At 36.8% G+C, this 24,481-nt stretch carries 24 protein-coding genes and 1 pseudogene; 8 read left to right on the forward strand and 17 right to left on the reverse strand.

Annotated features, from left to right (window positions below; genetic code table 11):
* Positions 1-31: 31 nt before the first annotated feature.
* From COMX_RS03415 to COMX_RS03440, 6 genes and pseudogenes are all read right to left on the reverse strand, one after another.
* Positions 32-2,397 (reverse strand): annotated as a pseudogene (locus COMX_RS03415) (phosphoketolase family protein).
* Positions 2,398-2,463: 66 nt separating this feature from the next.
* Complete coding sequence (locus COMX_RS03420; RefSeq protein WP_034337005.1) at positions 2,464-3,678, reverse strand: acetate/propionate family kinase; 1,215 nt, start codon at positions 3,676-3,678, stop codon at positions 2,464-2,466.
* A gap of 188 nt (positions 3,679-3,866) precedes the next feature.
* Positions 3,867-4,349, reverse strand: coding sequence for an SsrA-binding protein SmpB (smpB, locus tag COMX_RS03425; protein ID WP_034337007.1), 483 nt, complete (start codon positions 4,347-4,349; stop codon positions 3,867-3,869).
* Positions 4,350-4,352: 3 nt separating this feature from the next.
* Positions 4,353-5,243 carry a 4-hydroxy-tetrahydrodipicolinate synthase gene (dapA, locus tag COMX_RS03430; RefSeq protein ID WP_034337010.1) on the reverse strand — a complete coding sequence of 297 codons (891 nt, stop codon included), beginning with the start codon at positions 5,241-5,243 and terminating at the stop codon, positions 4,353-4,355.
* 52 nt (positions 5,244-5,295) lie between these two features.
* Positions 5,296-6,147 carry a prephenate dehydratase gene (locus COMX_RS03435; protein ID WP_034337013.1) on the reverse strand — a complete coding sequence of 284 codons (852 nt, stop codon included), beginning with the start codon at positions 6,145-6,147 and terminating at the stop codon, positions 5,296-5,298.
* A 6-nt stretch (positions 6,148-6,153) separates the two neighbouring features.
* The gene (locus COMX_RS03440; protein ID WP_034337015.1) at positions 6,154-6,885 is read right to left on the reverse strand and encodes a 3-deoxy-manno-octulosonate cytidylyltransferase; all 732 of its coding nucleotides are present in this window, start codon (positions 6,883-6,885) and stop codon (positions 6,154-6,156) included.
* A 125-nt stretch (positions 6,886-7,010) separates the two neighbouring features.
* On the opposite strand from COMX_RS03440, the gene COMX_RS10575 reads away from it, so the two are divergent.
* The 5 genes from COMX_RS10575 (at position 7,011) to COMX_RS03465 (ending at position 12,477) form a co-directional block, all read left to right on the forward strand.
* Positions 7,011-7,883: a c-type cytochrome gene (locus COMX_RS10575; protein WP_051461831.1), complete on the forward strand. Its 873-nt coding sequence runs from the start codon at positions 7,011-7,013 to the stop codon at positions 7,881-7,883.
* 4 nt (positions 7,884-7,887) lie between these two features.
* Positions 7,888-8,682: an inositol monophosphatase family protein gene (locus COMX_RS03450; protein ID WP_034337017.1), complete on the forward strand. Its 795-nt coding sequence runs from the start codon at positions 7,888-7,890 to the stop codon at positions 8,680-8,682.
* 29 nt (positions 8,683-8,711) lie between these two features.
* A complete protein-coding gene (serA, locus tag COMX_RS03455; RefSeq protein ID WP_034337019.1) occupies positions 8,712-9,965 on the forward strand; it encodes a phosphoglycerate dehydrogenase in 1,254 nt (417 codons plus the stop codon).
* 73 nt (positions 9,966-10,038) lie between these two features.
* Positions 10,039-10,686 carry a hypothetical protein gene (locus COMX_RS03460; RefSeq protein WP_034337022.1) on the forward strand — a complete coding sequence of 216 codons (648 nt, stop codon included), beginning with the start codon at positions 10,039-10,041 and terminating at the stop codon, positions 10,684-10,686.
* Positions 10,687-11,001: 315 nt separating this feature from the next.
* On the forward strand, positions 11,002-12,477 hold the full coding sequence (locus COMX_RS03465; RefSeq protein ID WP_034337024.1) for a YifB family Mg chelatase-like AAA ATPase: 1,476 nt from the start codon (positions 11,002-11,004) through the stop codon (positions 12,475-12,477).
* Positions 12,478-12,482: 5 nt separating this feature from the next.
* Here the strand turns inward: COMX_RS03465 and metC are convergent, their stop codons facing one another.
* Positions 12,483-13,706 carry a cystathionine beta-lyase gene (gene metC / locus COMX_RS03470; RefSeq protein WP_034337026.1) on the reverse strand — a complete coding sequence of 408 codons (1,224 nt, stop codon included), beginning with the start codon at positions 13,704-13,706 and terminating at the stop codon, positions 12,483-12,485.
* Positions 13,707-13,813: 107 nt separating this feature from the next.
* Between metC and COMX_RS03475 the strand changes: the two genes are divergently transcribed.
* Together COMX_RS03475 and COMX_RS03480 are read left to right on the forward strand one after the other, a co-directional pair.
* Positions 13,814-14,848: an AI-2E family transporter gene (locus COMX_RS03475; RefSeq protein ID WP_034337029.1), complete on the forward strand. Its 1,035-nt coding sequence runs from the start codon at positions 13,814-13,816 to the stop codon at positions 14,846-14,848.
* 73 nt (positions 14,849-14,921) lie between these two features.
* Positions 14,922-15,578 carry an endonuclease/exonuclease/phosphatase family protein gene (locus COMX_RS03480; protein ID WP_034337031.1) on the forward strand — a complete coding sequence of 219 codons (657 nt, stop codon included), beginning with the start codon at positions 14,922-14,924 and terminating at the stop codon, positions 15,576-15,578.
* 4 nt (positions 15,579-15,582) lie between these two features.
* Here COMX_RS03480 and cls read toward each other — a convergent pair whose 3' ends face one another.
* Complete coding sequence (cls, locus tag COMX_RS03485; protein WP_034337034.1) at positions 15,583-17,019, reverse strand: cardiolipin synthase; 1,437 nt, start codon at positions 17,017-17,019, stop codon at positions 15,583-15,585.
* A gap of 95 nt (positions 17,020-17,114) precedes the next feature.
* Between cls and COMX_RS03490 the strand changes: the two genes are divergently transcribed.
* A complete protein-coding gene (locus tag COMX_RS03490; protein WP_034337037.1) occupies positions 17,115-17,489 on the forward strand; it encodes a YraN family protein in 375 nt (124 codons plus the stop codon).
* Between the two features lie 3 nt (positions 17,490-17,492).
* On the opposite strand, the gene COMX_RS03495 is transcribed toward COMX_RS03490, so the two are convergent.
* The 9 genes from COMX_RS03495 to purB all read right to left on the reverse strand — a co-directional run bounded on the left by COMX_RS03495 (position 17,493) and on the right by purB (position 24,354).
* Entirely contained in the window at positions 17,493-17,813 is a 321-nt protein-coding gene (locus tag COMX_RS03495; RefSeq protein ID WP_034337040.1) for a hypothetical protein, read from the reverse strand.
* Positions 17,814-17,970: 157 nt separating this feature from the next.
* Positions 17,971-18,300, reverse strand: a complete 330-nt coding sequence (gene grxD, locus COMX_RS03500; RefSeq protein WP_034337043.1) for a Grx4 family monothiol glutaredoxin — start codon at positions 18,298-18,300, stop codon at positions 17,971-17,973.
* 19 nt (positions 18,301-18,319) lie between these two features.
* Entirely contained in the window at positions 18,320-18,550 is a 231-nt protein-coding gene (locus COMX_RS03505) for a BolA/IbaG family iron-sulfur metabolism protein (RefSeq protein WP_034337045.1), read from the reverse strand.
* A gap of 4 nt (positions 18,551-18,554) precedes the next feature.
* Complete coding sequence (gene purL / locus COMX_RS03510) at positions 18,555-20,762, reverse strand: phosphoribosylformylglycinamidine synthase subunit PurL (protein WP_034337048.1); 2,208 nt, start codon at positions 20,760-20,762, stop codon at positions 18,555-18,557.
* Positions 20,759-21,460 (reverse strand): phosphoribosylformylglycinamidine synthase subunit PurQ, encoded by a 702-nt coding sequence (gene purQ / locus COMX_RS03515; RefSeq protein ID WP_034337052.1) that lies wholly within the window; start codon positions 21,458-21,460, stop codon positions 20,759-20,761. The genes purL and purQ overlap by 4 nt, the downstream gene beginning before the upstream one ends.
* On the reverse strand, positions 21,460-21,855 hold the full coding sequence (locus tag COMX_RS03520; protein WP_034337054.1) for a Rap1a/Tai family immunity protein: 396 nt from the start codon (positions 21,853-21,855) through the stop codon (positions 21,460-21,462). The genes purQ and COMX_RS03520 overlap by 1 nt, the downstream gene beginning before the upstream one ends.
* A complete protein-coding gene (gene purS / locus COMX_RS03525; protein WP_034337056.1) occupies positions 21,852-22,094 on the reverse strand; it encodes a phosphoribosylformylglycinamidine synthase subunit PurS in 243 nt (80 codons plus the stop codon). The genes COMX_RS03520 and purS overlap by 4 nt, the downstream gene beginning before the upstream one ends.
* Positions 22,095-22,865 carry a phosphoribosylaminoimidazolesuccinocarboxamide synthase gene (gene purC, locus COMX_RS03530; RefSeq protein ID WP_034337059.1) on the reverse strand — a complete coding sequence of 257 codons (771 nt, stop codon included), beginning with the start codon at positions 22,863-22,865 and terminating at the stop codon, positions 22,095-22,097.
* Positions 22,866-22,998: 133 nt separating this feature from the next.
* Complete coding sequence (purB, locus tag COMX_RS03535) at positions 22,999-24,354, reverse strand: adenylosuccinate lyase (RefSeq protein WP_034337062.1); 1,356 nt, start codon at positions 24,352-24,354, stop codon at positions 22,999-23,001.
* Positions 24,355-24,481: the final 127 nt, after the last annotated feature.

Below are 24,481 nucleotides of genomic sequence, written 5' to 3' on the forward strand. Positions count from 1 at the left end.
ATTTCCTCTTCTCCTCCATTATCATTTTAATTTAAGAAGTCCAAGACCAATTACGGATCTCGGGCATATCCTGACCATGTTCGTGGATATAACGTTTATGTTCTACTAATTTATCACAAACCATTTGGTTTATATAAGCAACTTTTGAACTATTCTTGGCTGTACGATTAACAATATTCGCAACCAAGTTATAACGATCTAAATTGTTTAAAACTACCATATCAAATGGGGTTGTTGTTGTTCCTTCTTCTCTAAAGCCATGAACATGGAAATTTTTCGCATTTGTTCTTTTATAAACCAAAGAGTGAATAAGTTGAGGATATCCATGATAAGCAAAGATCACTGGTTTATCTTTAGTGAAAAGGGAATCAAATGTGCCATCTGACAGACCATGAGGATGTTGAGATGGTGCAGCCAATGTCATTAAATCAACAACATTAACAAAACGAACTTTTAACTCTGGCATATGTTCATGTAAGATTTTAACGGCAGCTAATGCTTCCATCGTTGGAACATCACCTGCACAGGCAAGAACAACATCTGGCTCATGCCCTTTGTCATTACTGGCCCATTCCCAAATACCAACACCTTCAGTACAATGTTTAATTGCAGCATCCATACTGAGCCATTGTGCTTGTGGTTGTTTACCAGCAACAATCACGTTAATTCTGTTACTTGTACGCAAACAATGATCAGCAATATAAAGCAAAGTATTTGCATCAGGTGGTAAATAGATACGACTAATATCAGATTGTTTTCTGACCACATGGTCAATAAAACCAGGATCTTGATGGCTAAATCCATTGTGATCTTGTCTCCATACATGGGATGTTAACAAGATATTTAATGAAGCAATTGGCCTGCGCCATTCAACCTCTTTGGCACCATCAATCCATTTAGAATGCTGGTTAACCATAGAATCGACAATATGGATAAAAGCTTCATAACAAGAGAAGAAACCATGACGTCCTGTTAACAAATATCCTTCTAGCCATCCTTCAATTGTATGCTCACTGAGGATTTCCATGACTTGACCTTCATGAGCCAAATGATCATCAAAATCAAAAATCTCTGCATTCCAAACACGGTTAGTAACTTCCAAGACGTTATTTAAGCGGTTAGAATTGTTTTCATCAGGAGATAAAACTAAGAAATTATTTTTATTTGCTTTAACAACATCACGCAAGTAACTACCTAAAATACGTGTAGCCTCTCCTTCCTCTCTTCCAGGTGCACTAATAGCCAAAGCATATTCTGTAAAATTAGGTAGTTTTAATGCTCGTTTGACTGCACCACCATTACTTTGAGGTATAGCACTCATGCGTTTAAAACCTACTGGGTTTAACGCAGCAATTTCGGGGAATAATTTACCAGATTCATCAAATAACTCTTCTGGATGATAGCTTTTCATCCATTTTTCTAATAGCTCTAAATGCCCAGGTTTTGTTAAATCACCAAATGGTACTTGATGGGCACGCCAGAAATCTTCTACTCTTTCGCCTTCGATTGTTTTTGGACAAGTCCATCCTTTAGGGCTGCGCAGAACAATCATAGGCCATAATGGACGATCTGTTTTATTGTTTTCTCTGGCATCTTTTTGGATTTGTCTAATTTTATCAAATGCCTCATCAAAAGCGACAGCCATTTTTTGATGCATTTCATTAGGATCATGCCCCTCTACAAAAATAGGCTCATGACCATAACCATGCATTAAATTTGATAATTCTTCATGAGAAATACGAGCTAGAACAGTTGGATTAGCAATTTTATATCCATTAAGATGTAAAATAGGCAAAACAGCACCATCTGTTTTTGGATTAACAAATTTATTACTATGCCACGAAGCAGCCAATAGCCCTGTTTCTGCTTCACCATCACCAATAACACAAGCAACGATTAAATCTGGATCATGAAAAATCGCACCATAAGAGTGAGATAGAGAATACCCTAATTCACCACCTGCATGAATAGAGCCGGGAGTGGTTGGTGCGGCATGACTTGGAATACCCCCTGGGAAAGAGAACTGTTTGAAAAGTTTTTGCATTCCAGCTTCATCTTCAGTAATATCGGGAAAAAGCTCGGTATAAGTTCCTTCAATATAAGTTGAAGCAACAACACCTGGAGCCCCGTGACCTGGACCTGCAACATATAAAATATTTAAATCACGATTTCTAATAATACGGTTTAAATATAAATAGATGAAATTTAAACCAGGTGTCGTACCCCAATGTCCCAACAAGCGGGGTTTTGTATGTTCTAATTTTAAAGGCTCTCTGAGAAGCAGATTTTCATTAAATAGATTTGTCCAACGGACAAATAATTAGCAACATGCCACCATTTGTTAAATAGCTCTACTTCTTTAGAAGATAAAGGATTCTTATTCGTCGTTTTATCCACGTCCTTTTTTTTATTATAATCTACAAATATCAAAGTCTTTCATTAATAAAATTGTTGCAGGTTTCTTTAATTCTTGGCGAACTTCAAAACTTCCTGAAGCATAATCAACTCTTCATTTGTAGGAATAGTCTGAACTAAAATTTTACTTTCTGGTTTACTGATAATCAGATCTCCAGAATTATTTGCTTCTTTGTCAATATTTACGCCTAACCACTCTAAAGCTTTACAAACTTCAAACCTCAAAGTTGAAGAATGTTCACCAATACCAGCTGTAAATATTAAACCATCGAAACCTTGTAAGGAGGTAACTAATCGTCCAATTTCGCCAACCAGTCTATATGTAAATAAATCAAGTGCTTGTTTTGCATAAACTGCATTGGTGCCGTTTGTATTGACTTCTTCGACAATATCACGCATATCACTTGAAACCTCTGAAACACCCAAAAGGCCAGATTTTTTCCAAATCAAATCTTGAATTTCATCAGCAGATAACTTTTCCTCTTGTAGCATATACAAAATAATTGCAGCATCAATATGTCCAGTACGTGTTCCCATGACTAAACCATCAAGCGGTGTAAAACTCATAGAGGTATCGATACATTTTCCATTATGAATTGCGGTGACACTGGCACCATTTCCTAAATGTGCAACAATAACTTTACCATTGGCTAAAGGAGAGTTCGTTTCTTGTAAATATTGGACAATATATTGATAAGACAAACCGTGGAAACCATAGCGCCGTACCCCATCGTCATAATATTTTCTGGGTAATGCAAAACGTTTTGCATAATCAGGCATGGTTGCGTGAAAAGCCGTATCAAAACATGCAACTTGAACAATTTCAGGTCTTTTATCAAGCATCACGCGCATAGGCGATAAACTACCAGGCTGATGTAAAGGTACGAAAGGAGTGAGGGCTTTTAAATCTTCATATACTTTTTCATTAGCAATAGCAGGAGCAGAGTATTTAGAACCACCATGAACGAAACGATGTCCAATACCAATAATTTGATCATTGCCTAGATGAGTAAATAGCCACTCCATCGTTTCATCAAATAGGGCACCTCTGGCACTTGATTGGAAGAGTTTAGGATCTATCCAATTTTTCTCATACAGTATATTTTTTTTATTATCTTTAATGATGAGATGAGGTTTGTTGGTCCCAATCCCCTCTAGCAACCCATTAGTGCTACAAACAAACTCTTGCTTTGCATCTTCACGATACAAAGAAAATTTTAGACTTGATGAACCTGCATTTATTATTAATACCGAATCTGCCATTCAAGAAAACCTTACTAGAAAAATAGTGTATATCTAGAGCGTGTTCAACAACAGGAAGCCTTAAGAGCTTGAAATCATTATTATATAAAAATTAAATAGTTTCACTAAGTTTTCACTCTCTCTTTTGTGATCACCTCTGTTTTATGATGGTACTTTATTTAGTTTTTGTCAAAAGTTTCTTAGAAAATTTAAACTTTATTTCTTAATAGTCTTGCCTTGTCTCTTTTCCAATCACGATCTGCGATTGCCTGGCGTTTATCGGTCTTCTTTTTACCTTGCCCTAACCCCAAAGAAACCTTGGCTATCCCTCTGGAATTAAAGAATATATCCAAAGGAACAAGCGTCATGCCTTCGCGTGTGATTGATCCCAATAATTTGTTAATTTGCTTTTGATGCAATAACAATTTGCGTGGTGCTTTGGGATCAAATTTGGACAGAACACCCCCCTGATATTCAGGAATATAGCTGTTAAACAACCATATTTCCCCGTCCCTTTCTCCGGCAAAAGCCTCATTAATTGTTGCGCGGCCATTACGTAAACTTTTTACTTCTGGCCCTTTTAACATAATGCCCGCCTCAATTTTTTCTATTATAGAATAATTGAAAGTAGCTTTTCGGTTTTTAGCAACATTTCCAAAAGAAATTAAACTATTCGTTTTTTTCTCAGCCATAACTTAACCTAATAATCCAACCACCTCTAGGGCGTGTTTAATTTTTTGCCTTGAAGCATCAGTAATCGGTGCCAAAGGCAGGCGACAAACTTCGTTACATAAACCTAAGAGCGATGCTGCATATTTAACAGGCCCTGGGTTACTTTCACAGAACATTGCATCATGTAGTACAGAAAGACGATCTTGCAGAGCAATCGCCTCTGCAACCTTTCCTTCTTTCCAAGCTTTGTGTATTTGCGCACAAAATTTCGGGGCAACATTCGCAGTCACACTGATACATCCATTCCCACCAGCAGCTAGATAAGAAACCACTGTTCCATCCTCACCAGAAAGCAAATTAAAATGTTTTTTAATCGCACGGCGCTCTTGAATAGGGCGAACTAAATTCGCAGTTGCGTCCTTCACACCGACAATATAAGGGTTTTCCGCTAATCTAGCCATCGTTTCTACAGACATATCAATTACAGAACGTCCAGGAATATTGTAAATATATATTGGGAACTCTGATGCATTAGCAATGGCTGAATAATGGAGGAACAACCCTTCTTGAGTAGGTTTGTTGTAATATGGCGTTACAACAAGAGCCGCATTTGCACCGATCTCTTTGGCAAAATTCGCCATTTCAATTGCTTCATCTGTACAATTAGAACCAGCACCAGCTAAAACAGGCACACGCCCAGCAGAGACTTTAACTGCAATTTCAACAATCTTTTTATGTTCTTCATGAGACAAAGTTGGGCTTTCCCCTGTTGTTCCAACAGGTACAAGCGCAGAGGTGCCTTGTTGTATTTGCCAATCTACAAATTTCTCAAACGCCTTAACATCCAAAGAACCATCTTGATTCATAGGAGTAATTAATGCTGTAAGTGAGCCCTCTAGCCAAATATTTGTCATGAAATGTTCCTTTGTATTCTTTCTCTTAGTAATTTATAGCATAAAATATAGATTAATGTTGTTTTGATTGACGATATGGTGATGCAGGATAGACCCCTAAAATAACACATTCCTCGGCATAAAAACGCAACTCATTAATAGCACGCTTTAAACCAGCTTCCTCTATATGTCCATCAACATCAACTAAAAATTTTGTAGCTATAAAAGTCCCATCAGCCATGCAGCTTTCCAACCTTGTCATGTTAATATTATTGGTAGCAAACCCTCCCAAAGCTTTGTACAAAGCTGAAGGAATATTTTTAGTTTTAAATAACAATGTTGTTATGACATCTTTTTCGTGAAATGGTGGAACATCTTTTTCTTGGGCTACAATGTAAAACCGTGTCGTATTATAGGATTCATCTTCTACATTGTGACGTAAAACCTCAAGTCCGTTAAGTTCTGCAGCCAAGGAAGATGCGATTGCTGCGTCTTCTTTATTATTTAACTGAACAATAATTTCAGCAGAACCCGCAGTATCAAATTCAATAATTGGTTCAATACCTAAATCTTGAATAAGCGCTGCTACTTGCCCCATAGCTACGGGATGCGTATGCAAACGTTTAATGTCTTCAATTTTTGCCCCTCGGATTCCTATTAAACAATGTTCAACTCTCTGAAAATGTTCATCAACAATGAATAACCCTGATGAAGGTAACAATGTATGAATATCAGGCACTCGCCCGACTAAATTATTTTCACAGGGCAACATAGCTTGATCTGCTTTGCCTGTTTGAACAGCTTTAATGGTTGCATGAAAATCTTCACACGGTAAAGTCGTCCAACCAGGTCGGGCTTCACGACAAGCAAGGTCAGAATAGGCGCCAGGTCTGCCTTGGAAGGCAATAATTTTTTTTTCTGTCATTATAGATTAACCTTTTATTATTTTTCTGACATTTTCCAAGTCTTCTGGTGTATCTACACCGAATGGCGCATCTTGAATAGTCGCACAACCAATACTCATCCCAGCCTCTAAAGCTCTAAGTTGCTCAAGCTTTTCTCTGCTTTCCAAATAGGATGCTGGTAAAGAAATAAAACGTTCTAATGCAGCCTTGCGATAAGCGTAAATTCCTACATGATGCCATAGAGGCCCTTCTCCTGAAGGAATAAGCGCTCTGGAAAAATAGAGTGCTTTTCCTATAGTATCTTGATCTTTAAAGCTACATGCTACTTTGACCACAGAGGGGGCGTTACGTTCAAAATCGGTTTTAATAGGTGCAATCAAAGTCGCAATATCAACCGTTGAATCTGATAATGGGCGTAAAGACTGACGGATATCATCAGGATTTATCAAAGGCAAATCCCCTTGTAAATTAATGATAACATCATAATCTTGATGGTTTTCAACTTTCAGAAATGCTTGATAAACGCGGTCTGAACCAGAAGGAAGATCAGGGTCTGTATCAATAACCCTGCCCCCAGCTTGAGTAATGATATCTGTAATTTCTTTGTCACCAGAAGCCACAATAACAGGACCAATATTGGCTTTTTGTGCTTGTTCCATCACATGCACAATCATTGGTTTTCCATAAATATCGGCCAAGGGTTTATTAGGTAACCTTGTAGAGGCCAGGCGTGCGGGGATTATAATTAACGCATTCATTTGGTTGTGGTTCTCAATTAAGATCGTTTTTTTTCTTTTCTTTTATAGCTGATAACGTATCTTTATTCTATAAACAAATAATGGTTGTCTAGCTCATTTTACAGTATAAAGAAAATTATTCAAAAATGGACAGTTTCGATTGGAATAGATTAGCAGTCGCCGGCGTATTTTCTGTTTGTGTTTTAGCGGGAGCTTGGGGCATAGGATCAGTAATGATTCGCGATACAACGCCTTTTAGACCTGCTTTTTTTATTGATGGTGATCAAAATGAGCATATTGATCTTGCCTCTGGAAATGTTACCAAAGGGAAAGAGCTTGCTGCTCAACAATGCAGTCTATGCCATACATTCACCAAAGATGGTCCGCAAAAAATAGGCCCTAACTTATATGATATTATGGGTAGTCAAATCGCATCTGTTCCTGGTTTTTACTATTCAACCAGTTTAAAAAAGCATGATATAGAATATTGGAATGCACAAAATCTTAATTTGTGGCTGTCTCGCCCTATGAATTTTGCTCCTGATACAATTATGGCTTATCCTGGCGTTCCATCAACCCAAGATCGCATCAATATTATTGCTTATTTAAAAAGTATATCCCCTTCTGCTCCTGCTATTGAATCTAAAACTACGCCTACAGCTAACAAACAATCAGAACCAACCAAAGACAAAAATCCTCAAGTTGTTCAAGGTAAAGAAGATTTTCAACGTAATTGTGCTGTTTGTCATACAGATACCCAAAATGGAAATGCCAGATTAGGACCCAATTTATATAATATTATAAACAAACCAATTGCGTCACAGTCTAATTATACCTATTCTGGGGTTCTTAAAAATAAAAAAACGAATTGGACTGAAAGTGATTTGGATCAATTGATAGAGAATCCGCAAAAATGGGCTCCTGGCAGCAAAATGATTTATAAAGGTGTCAGTTCTGCAGAAGTAAGAAAAAATATTATTTCATATCTTCGTTCTCTTTCTCCACAGGGTAACCATTAATCTTATGACTAAACATCACTTAGATTCCTATCTCCAAATAGCTCAGGAAGCTGCTACACAAGCGGGTAAAGCGGTTCGACCTTATTTCAGACAGCCTTTATTACAAGCAGACATCAAATCAGATGAGTCTCCTGTTACGCAGGCAGATCGCGAATCTGAAACAATTATTCGTGCAGTTTTACAAAAAGAAACACCTCATTTTGGTATTATTGGTGAAGAATTTGGGATTAATAAAACCAATTCAAAATATCAATGGGTTATTGATCCAATTGACGGTACACGTGCTTTCATTACAGGGCGTCCCTCATTTGGTATTTTAATTGCTCTGTTATATGAAGGCAGTCCAGTTCTGGGAATTATTGATCAACCCATCACACGTGAACGTTGGATTGGCGTTCAAGGACAGCCTGCACAATTTATTTCAGAGTTTGGTGGGAAAATTGGTACCAGAATTTGCTCTGAACTAAGGTTTGCTGAGGCATCATGTACTGCACCAGAAATCTTTGAAACTGCGCCTAATACATATTGGAAAAAAGTTTTAAATCAGGCAAAGCGCATTAGCTGGGGTGGTGATTGTTATGCCTATGGTCTATTGGCCTTGGGGCAAATTGATTTAATTATAGAATATGGAAATAAAATATGGGACTGGGCAGCTTTGGTCCCTATTATCGAAGGTGCTGGTGGAAGTATCACAGATTGGCAAGGAAATCCTTTGAATTTAAATAGTAAAGAAACCGTGTTGGCACTTGGTGATCCCAAGTTAAAACAACAGGTGGTTAATTTACTAAATAATGACTAATTTTTTTTATTGGAATATAGGAAAATAAAATGGCTTCTAATCTATCTTTACCCAAAGATAAAATTCGTATCTTGTTGTTGGAAGGTGTGCATGACAGTGCTGTAGAGCTTTTAAAACAAAATGGGTATAATAACATTACCTACTTAAAAACTGCTTTGGAAGAAGATGCTTTAAAAGAAGCTATCAAAGGGGTTCATCTGGTTGGTCTTCGTTCCCGCACCCATTTAACCGAAGCCGTGTTAGATGCTGCGGATAAATTAATTGCCATTGGTTGTTTCTGTATTGGTACAAACCAAGTTGATTTAGACGCTGCACGTCATCGCGGTATTCCTGTATTTAATGCACCTTTTAGTAATACACGCTCTGTTGCTGAATTAGTAATGGGTGAAATCGTAATGCTATTACGTCGTATTTTCACCCGTTCAGATGAATGCCATAAAGGGCTATGGGATAAAAGTAGCACAAATAGCTGGGAAGTCAGAGGGAAGACGCTTGGAATTGTGGGGTATGGATCTATTGGTTCCCAACTTTCTATTTTAGCAGAAGCATTTGGACTACATGTGATTTATTACGATCCAATTGATAAATTAATGCATGGAAATGCACGGCCTGTTGAGTCTTTGGCTGCACTGTTAAAACAAAGTGATATTGTCAGTTTGCATGTTCCACATCTGGAAAGCACTGTTAATATGATTGGGGAAAAAGAAATTGCTATGATGAAGCCTGGCTCTTTCTTAATTAATAATGCTCGTGGTCAAGTGGTCGATATTGATGCTTTGGCAGCGGCATTAAAAAGTAAGCATTTATTAGGTGCTGCTATTGACGTGTTCCCCAAAGAGCCTAAAGAAAAAGGTGAAGAATTTTCATCTCCTTTGCGTGGATTGGATAATGTTATTTTATCTCCACATATTGGGGGCTCTACGATCGAGGCTCAAGAACGTATTGGTCGTGAAGTTGCTAATAAATTCATTGAATATTCAGACGTCGGTTCAACACTTAGCTCTGTGAACTTCCCAGAGGTTCAACTTCCTATTCGCTTAAAAGGAACAAGATATATGCATGTGCATAAAAATGTTCCTGGTATTATGCAAAAAATCAATAATATCTTTACCGAAGCTAACGCAAATATTTCTGCACAATATTTGCAAACCAGTGGTGAAGTTGGTTACGTCGTTATTGAAGCAACAACTGAAGATGATAAAGATATCGACATTTTACGTTCTCTACGTAAATTAGATGGCACTATTCGTGCTCGTATTTTATACCGTCCATGTGATAAATAAGCTTTAATATAATTATGGGTGTTTTCTTGCACCCATAATATGATATTTTTATGCAAAACTTTGACTTAAAATTATGAATTATACAAATACATTTATTTCACAATCAGATGTTTTTGATTTTCTTAATATGCTTTACGATTATTTTCATGAAGAAAGTAAGAATTTTCTATTTGAATTAATTTTTTCAACAGATAATTATTCTGAATTTTTTGATAATAAATATCAGAGTAAAATACAAAAATATCAAATGATTGATGAAGTAATTTTATATTTTAAAGATGATGTTCTGAAAAATATTGAGTTTATAAGAGATATAAAAAATTACCTAAATAATGATGGCTATTTAGTCATTCATATATTTTATGATTTAGTAGATTTGATTTATGTCTATGAAAATGGTTTCGAAAACACTGTGAATAATGAGTTGCTGAGATTTGAGGTATCTAGATTAAACTGGGAAATTATTAAATTACCTAATCCATATTTATATACAGATCAATTATCTGAGGATGTATATCATCAGCTTGATAATAATTATGACTTAATTAACCTTGGACAATCAACTATTTCATTAAGAAAGCCATGGCATATCACTTTAAATTACATATCAAATAAGCACTATTTAGATAATCAAATATTTAATGAGAAAAATGAGGTTTATACTCAATTTAACCAGATTATATATGATATCAGCAAGCAACTTTGTGGTAATGAAGAATAATATAATCAAACAAGGCAGTTTGTATCTATTGACTTGTTGTTTTGTAGGAATGAAAATTAGATAATACGACTTATATTTTTATTTGAGCATGTAAGCTCAGATTAAAGAAAATCATCCAATCTTTCTAAAGAGATTTTTTTGATGAAGTATGATGCTTATTAGTTTTCAATAATTATATTTTTCCATTACTTTATAAAATTTTCTATTTATATATTATATTTGTAAATTTTATCTATTGATAAAAAAGTTGTTAATTTTATAAAATTATATATTTTAATTTCATAATGTAATGTTAACTTTATGGATCGATAGAAAATGAGTATTATCAGAGTTCTAACTTTTTCATTTTCTGGTATTGATCCTGTTCCTGTAGAGGTCCAGGTTCAAATGACCCGTGGATTGCCAGCTTTTATTATTGTGGGGTTGGCTGATAAAGCCGTTACAGAATCACGAGAAAGAGTTCGTGCCGCATTAACCTCGATGGGGATTGCCTTGCCCCCCAAACGAATTCTAGTTAATTTAGCTCCCGCAGATATTGTCAAAGAAGGCACGCATTACGATTTGCCGATTGCACTGGGCATTTTATGTGCAATGGATATTATGCCTCAAGAAGAACTGATGCATTATGCAGCTTTGGGGGAACTCTCTCTAGATGGTGCTTTGGGAAATGTGAATGGTGTAATCTCTGCTTCAATTGGTGCTGCAGCGGAAGAGAGAGGGTTAATTTGCCCTTATAATCAAGGAAGCGAAGCTTTACTTGGTGGGGATATTGATATTTTAGCCGCCCCTTCACTATTAGCGTTACTACATCATTTTACTGGCAAACAAATCCTATCTAAACCTGAATTTTCTGATTTTCCACTTCCTCCCAAAGATCCTGATTTATATGAGGTCAAAGGTATGGAAGGGGCAAAACGAGCCTTAGAAATTGCCGCTGCTGGTGGGCATTCTATGCTTATGATTGGCCCTCCTGGTGCTGGAAAATCTATGTTAGCAGCACGTTTACCAAGTTTACTTCCTAACTTAACCCCACAACAATCTTTGGCTGTGACACGTATATACAGCTCTGCTGGGTTATTACCTAATTCTGCACCAATTATTCGCCCTCCTTTTCGTAGTCCTCATCATTCAGCAAGTCAAGTTGCCATTACAGGCGGTGGTGTTAGAGTCAAACCTGGAGAAATTAGCTTAGCTCATCATGGAGTTTTATTTTTAGATGAGCTCCCTGAATTTGCCAGAAATGCTTTAGAAGCTTTACGTCAACCAATAGAAACAGGCAATATCTCAATTGCCAGAGCTACATCGCATATAACTTATCCTGCATATTTTCAGTTTATAGCTGCTATGAATCCTTGCCGTTGTGGGTATGCAGGCGATACCGAGCGCGAATGCCACCGTATTCCTAAATGTAAAGAAGAGTATACCCGAAAGATTTCAGGTCCTTTACTTGATCGTATTGATTTAATTACTAATATAGAACCTGTTCTACCTAAAGATATTATTAATATTGCCTCTGGAGAAAAAAGTGAAATCGTTGCAAAACGTATAAAATTGGCCAGAGAACAACAACTAACACGACAAAATATGCTAAATAATGAAATTAATACTAATCATATTCAACTCGATCAAGTAGTTGCAGAAATGGTAGAAAAAGCCTCCCTGCAATTAAAATTATCTGCTCGAGGTATTACTCGACTTTTAAGAGTTTCCAGAACCATTGCTGATCTGGCATTAAAGTCGGAAATCGATATATCCAGCGTTGCCGAGGCTTTAACTTTTCGACAACGCTAATTTTTTTATGAACGCCAAATAGAGAAAGCACTATTTAAATCATCAATTAAATCTTGAGTATTTTCAAGGCCAATATGCAATCGACATGCCGACCCTGTTAAGAGTTGATTAGGAAAATTCCTGTAGATCTCACCATCAGTCAGTAAAATCAAACTTTCATATCCGCCCCATGATGCACCAATAGCAAAAAGATTTAACCTTTCAATTATGTTAATAACTTGTTGGGTTTGAATATGACTTTTAAAAACGAGTGTAAAAAGGCTACTTGCACCTGAAAAATCTCTTTTCCATAAGTTATGACCATAACAACTTGATAAAGCTGGATGTAAGACACGCTCTATCTCTGGTTGGTTTTGGCACCACTTGGCAATATGTAATGCAGAAATTGATTGTTGTTCCAACCGCGCACCCAAGGTTCTAAGGCCCCTTAGGGCTAACCAACAAGCATCAGGTCCAGCGACCTCACCAAGAGCAATCGCCGTGTCTCTTAATAGATGCCAGTCTGGATCACTGTTTACTGTCACAGCTCCAAGCACAAGATCAGAATGCCCATTCGCATATTTGGTTAAAGCTTGCACAGAGACGTCAACGCCATGCTCAAATGGCTTAAAGATCCCTATTCCCCAAGTATTATCCAAAAATAGTTTGATATGATGTTGATGTGCCAGCCTAGCAAGTGCTGGAATATCTTGAATTTCAAAAGTATGACTGCCTGGGCTTTCTGTAAAAATGACTTTGGTATTGGGTTGTATGTATCTTTCGATTTCAGCGACCGTAATATCTGCTGGATAATAGCTTATCTCTATACCAAAACGTTTCATTACTTTTTCTGAAAAGCGCTTTGTAGGTCCATAAATACTATCAATTAATAAACAGTGATCTCCAGAAGACAAAAAAGCCAGTAAGGGTAAAGTACAAGCCGTTAATCCTGAGGATACAATTTGGGTATGACTTCCACCCTCTATCAACGTCATAACTTTTTCAAGTTCATGTTGATTGGGAGATCCCATTGCTCCATATAAAGTATGATGTTGATATTGTTGACCTTCAGTATTACGCATTGCCGAAACTGAGGGATAAATTACAGTTGAACCTCGATGCAAAGGGTCGTTTACAAATTGACCTTGATCAGAAAGAGATTCTTTATGTCTACCTGCAGTAACAAGTAATGTTGATAATTCCTTCCAACCATGAGAAACTGCGTATTCATCAGGAGATAAAGTAACCATAGTCTATCCTTGCCAATTTTAATGATGGTATTTTTAACAATTCATATTGTATAAAGTTTTTAATCTTTTTACAGTCTTTTATATAAAATATATTGATAGAGAAAATTATGAATCAGCGTGTCATTTTATATATTATTCTAGCAGCAATTGCATATGGATGTTGGTTAATATTACACCCTCTTTTCTCTTCTATTTTATGGGCAGCTATTATTAGTTTTGCGACTTGGCCAATGTACGTTTTCCTAAAAAAATATATTGGGAAAGTCTTTGCAGCTTTATTAATGACGCTTTTTTGCGGTTTGTGTATGGTCATGCCTATTATTATTTTATCTTCGGCAATTATCGATGATGTTCCAAGGGTTGTACAAACGATTTCCTCGGCAACTGCTTCTATTAATTTTGTAACCCCACCCAATTGGATGAAACATATCCCTATTATCAATAATTATTTAGCCAAAACTTGGGAGCAAGGCGCTGAACATTTATTAAGTATTGGAGACAGCCTTCGTCCTTATCTTTATGATATTACTAGAGCTTCTTTTTCTGTTTTTTTACAAACAATTGGTGGGTTTATTCAATTTGCTTTTGCATTATTCATTTCTTTTTTCTTTTGGTTAAGTGGTGATTATTTAGGAAAAGTAATCTTAGATATTATTTTTAAAATTGCAGGCCCGTCTTCTAAACGTCTAGTCGAAATGACAAATAAAACAATTCTAGGAACTGTATATGGGATTATCGGAACAGCTCTTTTACAGGGTATTTTGACGGGTTGTGGTTTAGCACTATTTAATATTCCAGAACCTGTTTTATTAGGAGGTATTGCAGCTTTTCTATCTCTTTTCCCAATTGGGGCTCCAGTTGTATGGATTCCAGCAGTTATTTGGCTTGGTTTTTATCATCATCATATCATTTCTGCATTGTTACTCTTGACTTATGGTATTGTAATTATATCTGGTGTAGAGCATGTGATCAGACCCATGTTTATTTCCTCTGGTAATAAGCTTCCATACTTATTGAGTGTCCTTGGTATTCTAGGAGGGGTTTTGGCTTTTGGCGGATTAGGGATTTTTCTTGGGCCCGTTTTATTAGGATTAGGATATACGTTGACTTTGGAGTTTTCCAAAGAAGGCATTGAAAAATAATATTTTCAATTATAAACAAAGTGTGATTATGATAGACTCAGCAAATATTTATAAGTGACAAGTAATAATATTTATGTCTTACCCATCTAAAATTGACGCCCATTACCGTGTTGATACACAGCCAGATCTACAATATTTCAAAATTATAAGTTGGAATTTATTAAGAAAAGTTGGTGCTTCTCCATATGACGTTGCTTATCTCGTAAATACGCACCAACCAGAATTACTTTTAATGCAAGAAGCAACAGAAGAAATGAATATTTTACCTCAATTAATAGGTGGATATTACAGTCGTTTCCCTCTCCCTGGGCGTATCCACGGTGTTGCTTGTTGGAGCCCTTATCCTTTCAAAGCACCACCCTCAACATATACCTTGCCCAAAGGCGCTTTGATAAAAAGAGTAGCTCAATTAATTGACTATGGGAAATTTTGGATTGCTAACGTTCATTTATCACATGGACAGATTCTAAATAGAAGACAATTGCAAGTACTTTCAGATTATTTACCAGACTGTGCCGCTGTTTTAGGAGACTATAACTTGGTTGGTCCTGTTATGCTTCCTGGGTTTAATGATGTCGGCCCCCGTGTGCCAACTCATAAAATGATTAATATACTCCCTATTCGTTTGGATCGTTGTTTAGTCAGAGGAATGGAATGTATAGATAAACAAGTTCTATCACGTTCTTCCTCTGATCATCGTCCCATTATGGTTACATTGAGACCTCTATAATACGTTATAAATAAGGCAGCAAAAGCCTTGTAGTTGCATCTCTAAACTTAGCAATTGCTGGTCTTTGTTGCAAAGCATCTAATGTTAATAATTTATCTCGATGGGAACCCATAAAGTCATCTATACTTTCGGCAAATTCTTTATCATAAACTTCCATATTAATTTCAAAATTTAAGCGTAAGCTGCGCATATCAACATTAGAGCTGCCAACAAAAGACCAAACCCTATCAACAACCATTAATTTTGAATGATTAAATGGGGGGTTAACTAACCAAATTTTACACCCAAGTTGTAATGGCATAATATTATTGATGTTCCGAGCCCAGTCGACTAATTGTTGATTACTTTGCTTGGGAATAATAATTTCAACATTCACACCTCTGACAGCAGCAAGACATAAAAGAGATAAAAAACGATCATCAGGTAAAAAATATGGTGTCATAATACGAATAGACTTTCTGGCCAAACTTATTGCCTGCATCATCGTATATTTGATTTTTTCCAAATCGGAATCAGGGCCTGCAGTAATAATCCTACAAACCATATCTCCTTTTATTTCAGGAGTAGGATAAAATTTCTTTTTGTTCAAATCCTCTGAAGTAACAAAAAACCAATCTTGTAAAAATGCTTCTGTTAACTCATGCACAATTCCCCCTGTTACCTGAAAATGTGTATCTGATACAGGATGTTTAGGTTTTTTTAAAAGCACATTTTCATTAGCTATATTAAGTCCACCAAGAAATCCAACCTTACCATCAACAACTAATATTTTTTTATGTGTCCTAAGATTAATAAAAGGCATTTTCCAAGGTAAAAAGGAATGCATAAAACGATCAACAATAATCCCATTTTTTTTTAGGTAATTAGCAATAGGACAATAAAAATATCCACTTCCTATTCCATCAATTAAAACCCGAACCGTTGCCCCTCTTTTTTGGGCTTCTATTAAAGAATCAGCAAATATTTTTCCTGTGGCATCACTTTTTAAAATATAAGATGATAAAAAAACACATTCCTTAGCAGAATTTATAGCTTGTAACATAATAGGATAGGCTTGATCCCCATTATTTAAAATGTCCACCTGATTACCCATTAACAATGGGCGTTGTGTAAACCCTTCCACGACCTTAGCCAAAGGATAAAAATGCCCCTTAACAGAATATTGGGTCATATTACTTAATAATTGACTGTGCCAAGGACGGTTATTGAACATTTTTTGTGCTCGCCTCATCACACGGTTCACACCAAACATAGAGTAAAGAATAAAACCAGTAATCGGCATAATTAACGTAAAGCCAATCCAACCAATAGTAGCTCTGGTATCGCGAACATGACGTAAAGAATGAAATATAACAAATAATATCAAAATAAACCGTAAGATCGCTAAAAACCAATCTTGCTTGAAATCTGTTAAAAATAAATACGTATAAAATACATGCATTCAATCAAACTTTCAGTTTTTAATGATATTCATAATAAAAATATAATACTAAGATTTATTTTATAAATAGAGTTATTTCATGATAAAATATCACAATGAAAAATAGCAATCAAAAACTAGGTATGTTTGCCTATCATAAAGGCTTGTCTGCTGAAAATATTGTTGCAAATTATTTAATAAAACAACAGTGGAATATTTTACATAAACGATTTCACAATCCGTATGGTGAAATCGATTTAATTGCTAAAAAAGAAAACTTGTTATTATTTGTTGAGGTCAAAGCTAGGAAAAAAATGAATGATGCTTTGGCAGCAATCAGTCTACATCAACAAAAGAGACTGTTAAAAGCAGCATCATATTATTTAGAATATCATTATCCTGAAATAGAAAATGTTCGATTTGACCTGATCGCTATTGATCAATTAGGACAAATCGAACATTTCGAAAATATCATTTTAACAGAAAATTAAAAATTAGCTGCGATGACGTTTTGATGTTGTCTTTCTGTGTGCAGAAGACTTATAAACAGCGTTTTTTACAGTAAGTTTGCCTTTTTGTTTATAAGAAACGTTTCTAACAAGTTTTGAATGGCTTTTTTGTGAAGAAGAATTATAAGAAACTTTTCTTGCCTTATAATGACGAGCGGCTGGAGCAGCAGTTAAAGATTCAAAGGTCAGTTTACCAGCTTCAGTTTCAGTAACAATATGTTGTGCTTTTGCTGGAGATGGAGATAAGGAAATAAGTGCTGCGGCACCAAAAAGCATACAAACTGTTTTTTTAAAATGTCTGACCATTTATTCTCTCTTTAACGATATAAGATTAACTGCTGACGGATACATAAAATGTTACGCTAAAAGCTAACTTAAAAAGTTTGTCTTGGATATACATGAATAAGAAGAAAAATCATTTTTTAATAATTTTCCTTCTTATGTTGTTTTTATGTGACAAATATTAATGACAAGAAATGGCATTATCTTTAAAAAGTTGAGCTAATTCACCAGATTCATGCATTTCTCTGATGATATCACACCCACCAACCAATTCTCCCTTGACGTAAAGTTGAGGAAACGTTGGCCAATTAGAGAATTCTTTTAATCCTTGGCGTAAAGAATCGTCTTCTAAAATATTTACATCTTTAAAAGAAACACCTAAATCAGCAAGAATATGTGAAACTTTTGCAGAAAATCCACAGCTTGGGAAATCTGCTGTTCCTTTCATAAACAAAACTACATCATTAGAATCGATTATATTTTTAATCTGATCAAAAACAGGATTACTCATTTTTTTTCCAATATTTAATTTAAGTTAAGAGAGCATCAGTTTGTAAAGCTAAAGCATGAAGATCTTGTTGAAGATAATCCCCTAATGCTTTGTATACTAACTGATGCTGTTTAATTTTATTTAAACCAGTGAATTCTTTTGCTGAAATTTTACAATAAAAATGCCTTCCATCTTTTTTTAATGCACCGACATCAATCTCTGCATCAGGAAAAGCGGTTCGTAGGCGATTTTCGATTTCAGATACATCCATAAAATTAGACTTTCATTAATTTTTCAAAAAAGCTTTTAGAAGCAGTTCTCATTCGAGCAATTGTTATCACTGCACCAGAAGGCATAACTATACTGTCACCACCAGTGCAACCAACAAGTCTTGCTGGAATATTATGCTCTTTGGCGGCTTGTAAAAGCGTATCTTTTTTGGAGGTCATGATTAAATACCGTGCTTGGTCTTCACCAAACCAATAAGCTTCTGGACGCATTCCCACATCAGGTACATCTAAAGTACAACCGATATTACCTGCCATTGCCATTTCAGCAATTGCAACTAACAAACCACCATCAGACAAATCATGACAGGCATTGATTAAACCATTAGCAATTTGCTCTCTGACAAAATCACCATTACGGCGTTCTGCTTGCAAATCTACTTGGGGTGGATTACCAGTTTCTTTACCCAAGATTTCTCTTAACCACAATGTTTGTCCTAATTCGCCCTTGGTTGCACCAATGACAACAAGGTCATAGTCTGCTTTAAGGGTATTTCCGACCGTCTTAGAAACGTCATCAATCACACCCAAGGCACCAATGGCAGGTGTTGGTAATACAGAAACGTTCTCGCCATTTGCATCCCGAGTTTCATTATATAATGAAACGTTACCGCTCACGACTGGGAAATCCAGAGCATTACATGCATCTCTCATACCTTCAATAGCGGCAACAATTTGTCCCATGACTTCTGGTTTTTCAGGATTACCAAAGTTCAGATTGTCGGTAACTGCCAAGGGTTTCGCACCTGTTGCGGTGATATTACGCCAAGCTTCTGCAACCGCTTGAGCTCCACCTTGATATGCATCAGCTGCACAATAACGCGGTGTGCAATCTGTGGTTAACGCAAGACCAATTTGAGTTCCATCAACACGAATAATTGCAGCGTCAGCTTGACCAGGGCGATATACGGTTTGTCCACCAATAGTACTATCATATTGATCCCAAATCCAAGAACGAGAAGCAAGATCTGCACATCCTAGCAATTTAATTAAGGACTGTTCGATACTGACATTCACATCTAATGCACCCAGGGGTTCTGGTTTTGGAGAAGGCGCAGTTGGACGATGATATACAGGTGCCTCATCAGCCAAAGGTTTTAATGGAATATCGGCTTCAATTTTATCATGATGCTTGATAACAATATGACCTGTATCGGTCAAATGACCAATAATAGCAAAATCAAGCTCCCATTTTTCAAAGATTTCTTTTGCTAGATCTGTACGATCAGGACGTAAAACCATTAACATACGTTCTTGGCTTTCTGACAACATCATTTCATAGGCTGTCATTTGTTCTTCACGTTGAGGAACATGATCAAGGTTTAATTCAATTCCTACATCACCCTTTCCTGCCATCTCTACAGCAGAAGAGGTCAGCCCAGCCGCACCCATATCTTGAATAGCAACAATCGCATCCGTTGCCATGAGTTCCAAACAAGCTTCAATTAGTAATTTTTCAACGAAAGGGTCACCAACTTGAACAGTTGGACGTTTTGATGCTGCGTCCTCGTCAAACTCAGCAGAGGCCATAGTTGCGCCATGAATGCCATCACGACCAGTTTTAGACCCCACATAAATGACAGGGTTCCCAATACCAGCAGCAGCAGAAAGAAAAATACGGTCTTGTCTGGCAACACCGACGTTCATGGCATTGACCAAAGGATTCCCATTATAGCTGGCATGGAAGTTTACTTCACCACCAACTGTTGGAACGCCAACACAGTTTCCATAACCACCAATGCCACGTACAACGCCATCAACAATATGACGCGTAGCAGGATGATCTGGGCTGCCAAAACGTAAGGCATTTAAATTGGCAACCGGACGTGCGCCCATGGTAAAGACGTCACGTAAAATACCACCAACACCTGTGGCAGCACCTTGATAAGGTTCGATAAAGGATGGATGATTGTGGCTTTCCATTTTGAAAATAGCCGCCAACCCTTGACCAATATCGACAACACCAGCATTTTCACCTGGTCCATGAATAACCCATGGTGCTTTGGTTGGCAGTTTACTGAGCCAAGCACGTGAAGATTTATAAGAACAATGCTCAGACCACATCACGGAAAAGATACCAAGCTCTGTTAGGCTCGGGGTTTTGCCCATGATCGTTAAAACTTTGGCATATTCGTCTTTTGAAAGACCAAATTCTTTACCAAGCTCTTCATTTACAATAAGTTGTGGTTTACTCATCGTGTTAATGTCTCCATGATTCCTTGGAAAAGAGGTTTTCCATCTTCGCTGCCCATTAATGGGTCAACCATATCTTCGGGATGAGGCATCATTCCACAAATACGACCCGTTTGATCTACAATCCCTGCAATCGCATTAATGCTACCATTTGGATTATAATCTGAATTCAATGGATCAATTTCTCCGTTTGGAGAAGTATAACGAAACACAACCTGCCCTTCACTTTCAAGGCGTTTTAATCCTTCTGCATCACAGAAGTAATTACCATCACCATGCGCAGTTGCGGTTTTGAATACATCACCTTGCTTCCATCCACGAGTATAAGGCGTATCATTACGCTCAATACGCAAATGGCAATCTCTTGAAAGAAATCTTAAACTTGCATTCGGCAATAACGCACCTGGTAAAAGGCCTGCTTCAGTCAAGATTTGAAAACCATTACAAACACCCATGATATATCCGCCTTTTTGTGCAAAAGCTTGAATTTCACGCATAATTGGCGAGTGTGCGGCCATCGCACCACAACGCAGGTAATCCCCGTAACTGAATCCACCAGGCAGTACAACCATATCAAGTTGTGGTAACGATGTTTCACGATGCCAAATGATACTTGGTCTAACCCCAATTACGCGCTCAAAAGCAATAACCATATCTCTTTCACGATTAGTGCCTGGAAAAACAACGATACCTATTTTCATTATTTTTTTCCATTTTGATTAGGATTACATGGATAGGCATCATGTAATGCAGTAAATACAGCCGCCCCAGCAGGTTGCGTCAGTTTGTCTGAATGACCATCCATCCACGCAATCACTTTATCCCTCATTTCTTTACCAGAAATATTAGTGGCAATACAAAAACCAGCAGGTGATTTCACATCTCCTTGGTTTTTAGCAAACATTTTTGAATAAGCAACAGAATCAGAAATTCCACTGATATACGCATCACATAATTTTAAGGCTTTTGGATTTTTACAATATTGCAAGAATTTACCTGCTTGTAATTGTGTTACTCTTTGTGCCATAGCATTCGGAGTAGCAAAAATCACCATCAATCCAAAACCAGCCAAAAGTAAGGCTCTTTTTGTATTCATGTTAGAACCTCGACTTGAAAGTCTTCAATCACACCATTTGCAAGCAATTGCTGAGCCATTTCAGTAGCTCTGGCTTTTGCTTTTTCAGAAGATGTTTCTGTGACTTCTAAGTCAATCACACGACCAACGCGAACATCTTGGACTTCTTCAAAAGACAGGTTATGTAGAGCATGATTAATTGCTTTGCCTTGAGGATCTAAAACCCCTTGCTTTAACATAATGATTAAACGAACTTTCATTTAGATACTCTCCAAGCCTTCTTTACCTTTGAGGGATTCAATATTTGATTCTGGAATTATTTTTAAACGACGCGCAACTTCTTGATAAGCTTCTTCAACTTTACCTAAGTCACGACGGAAACGATCTTTATCTAGTTTCTCGCCACTTTCAATGTCCCAAAAACGACAATTATCAGGGGAAATTTCATCAGCCAAAACGATGTGAGATTCATCATCTTTCCAAAATCTGCCAAATTCCAGTTTGAAATCAATCAATTTGATACCAACACCAAGAAGTAATCCACTTAAGAAATCATTAATTCTGAGTGTATAAGTTACGATTTCATCCATTTCTTGAACGGTTGCCCAATTAAATGCCGTGATATAATCTTCTAATACCAACGGATCATTAAGATCGTCATTTTTAAGGTAATATTCTACCAAAGGACGTGGTAAACGTAGACCCTCTTCTAATCCCAAACGCTTAACAATACTGCCTGCAGCAACGTTCCGAACAACGATTTCCAGAGGAATAATCTCAACCGCTTTGACCAACTGTTCGCGCATATTTAAACGACGAATAAAGTGGGTCGGTATGCCAATATCTTCGATTTGCGTCATTAAATATTCGCTGATGCGATTATTTAAAACACCTTTTCCTGTAATAGTTCCTTTTTTGGCACCATTTCCAGCAGTGGCATCATCTTTGAAATATTGAACAATTGTTCCAGGTTCTGGCCCCTCATAGAGGATTTTTGCCTTACCTTCATAAATTTGTCGACGGCGGGTCATAATCGTCCCTTAATATATCGTAATAAAGTTGTAACAATTAAATAATATCAAACGGAATATGTTCTATTATTTAATATCATAGATATCATATTGACAGAATAGCTTGATTTACAAGCTATTTTATCAAAGATAATTAATTCTTTGGTTTAGGTCCTGTTTCACCAAATACATTTTGATAAATGTGATCAAGGTTTTGAACATGCATACTGCCGTCCATAGCTTTGTCTAAGATCGAAGAATCAATACGACCTGTAATTTCTGGATCGTTTTCTAAATTCTCTCTAAAGCTTTTACCTTCAGGCTTCCCTAACTTAGTCCAAGTCTCCATCGCAGAGCGTTGCACAATACGATAAGATTGCTCTCTTGATAGTCCAGCACGTGCAAGTGCTAATAATACTTCACCAGAATGAACAACCCCACCAAGACTTTCGATATTTTCCTGCATGCGATCAGGATATACGACTAATTTTTCAATAACGCTTGCAAGTCTGTTTAATGCAAAGTCAAGGGTAATGGTGCCGTCTGGGCAAATCATGCGTTCAACGGAGGAATGGCTGATGTCGCGTTCATGCCATAATGCAACATTTTCCATCGCAGGCACAACATGAGAACGCACAATACGAGCTAGACCCGTTAAGTTCTCTGTTAATACAGGATTACGTTTATGTGGCATTGCAGAAGATCCTTTTTGTTCAGGATGGAAATATTCTTCTGCTTCACGGACTTCTGATCGTTGAAGATGTCTAATTTCAATAGCTAACCGTTCGATAGAACTGGCGATAACGCCTAATGCAGCAAAAAAGGCTGCATGACGATCACGAGGAATCACTTGGGTTGATACAGGTTCTGCTGTTAATCCCAATTTTTCAGCAACGTAAGATTCAATTCTTGGATCAATATGCGCATAAGTGCCAACAGCGCCAGAAATTGCACAAGTTGCAATTTCTTCACGTGCCTGTAATAAACGCGTTTTGTTACGTGCAAATTCTGCGTAATAACCAGCCAATTTTAAACCAAAAGTCACAGGTTCAGCATGAATGGCATGACTACGACCGATAGTTAAGGTATATTTATGCTCAAAAGCACGATTTTTTAATGCTTCTAATACTCTATCCAAATCTTCTAATAAGATATCAGCAGCTTGGGTTAATTGAACAGATAAACATGTATCTAATACATCGGAAGAAGTCATGCCCATATGAACAAAACGACTATCTTCGCCGATATTTTCAGCTAACCATGTCAAAAAAGCAATCACATCATGACGTACTTTTGCTTCAATTGCGTCAATTTTAGCAACATCGTCAGCATTAAACTTAACCATGGCTTTGTCGCCATTTTCACGAATGTTTTTTGCTGATTGTTTGGGGATAAAATCATATTTGGCCATTGCTTCACAGGCCAGAGCTTCGATTTCAAACCAAATACGATAACGATTTTCAGGTGCCCAAATTGCAGTCATTACTGGGCGGCTATAACGCGGTATCATCCCCGTCGTTCCTTTCTATGTCGATAGCTTAAAAATAGTTTATATCATATTTTTTTCCGCTTTCATCCAGATTTTTTAATTTTAAAATAAATTAAATTTACATGACATCTTGTTAAATTTGTTATGG

The organism is Commensalibacter papalotli (ex Servin-Garciduenas et al. 2014), from assembly GCF_000527695.1.
GTDB lineage: Bacteria > Pseudomonadota > Alphaproteobacteria > Acetobacterales > Acetobacteraceae > Commensalibacter > Commensalibacter papalotli.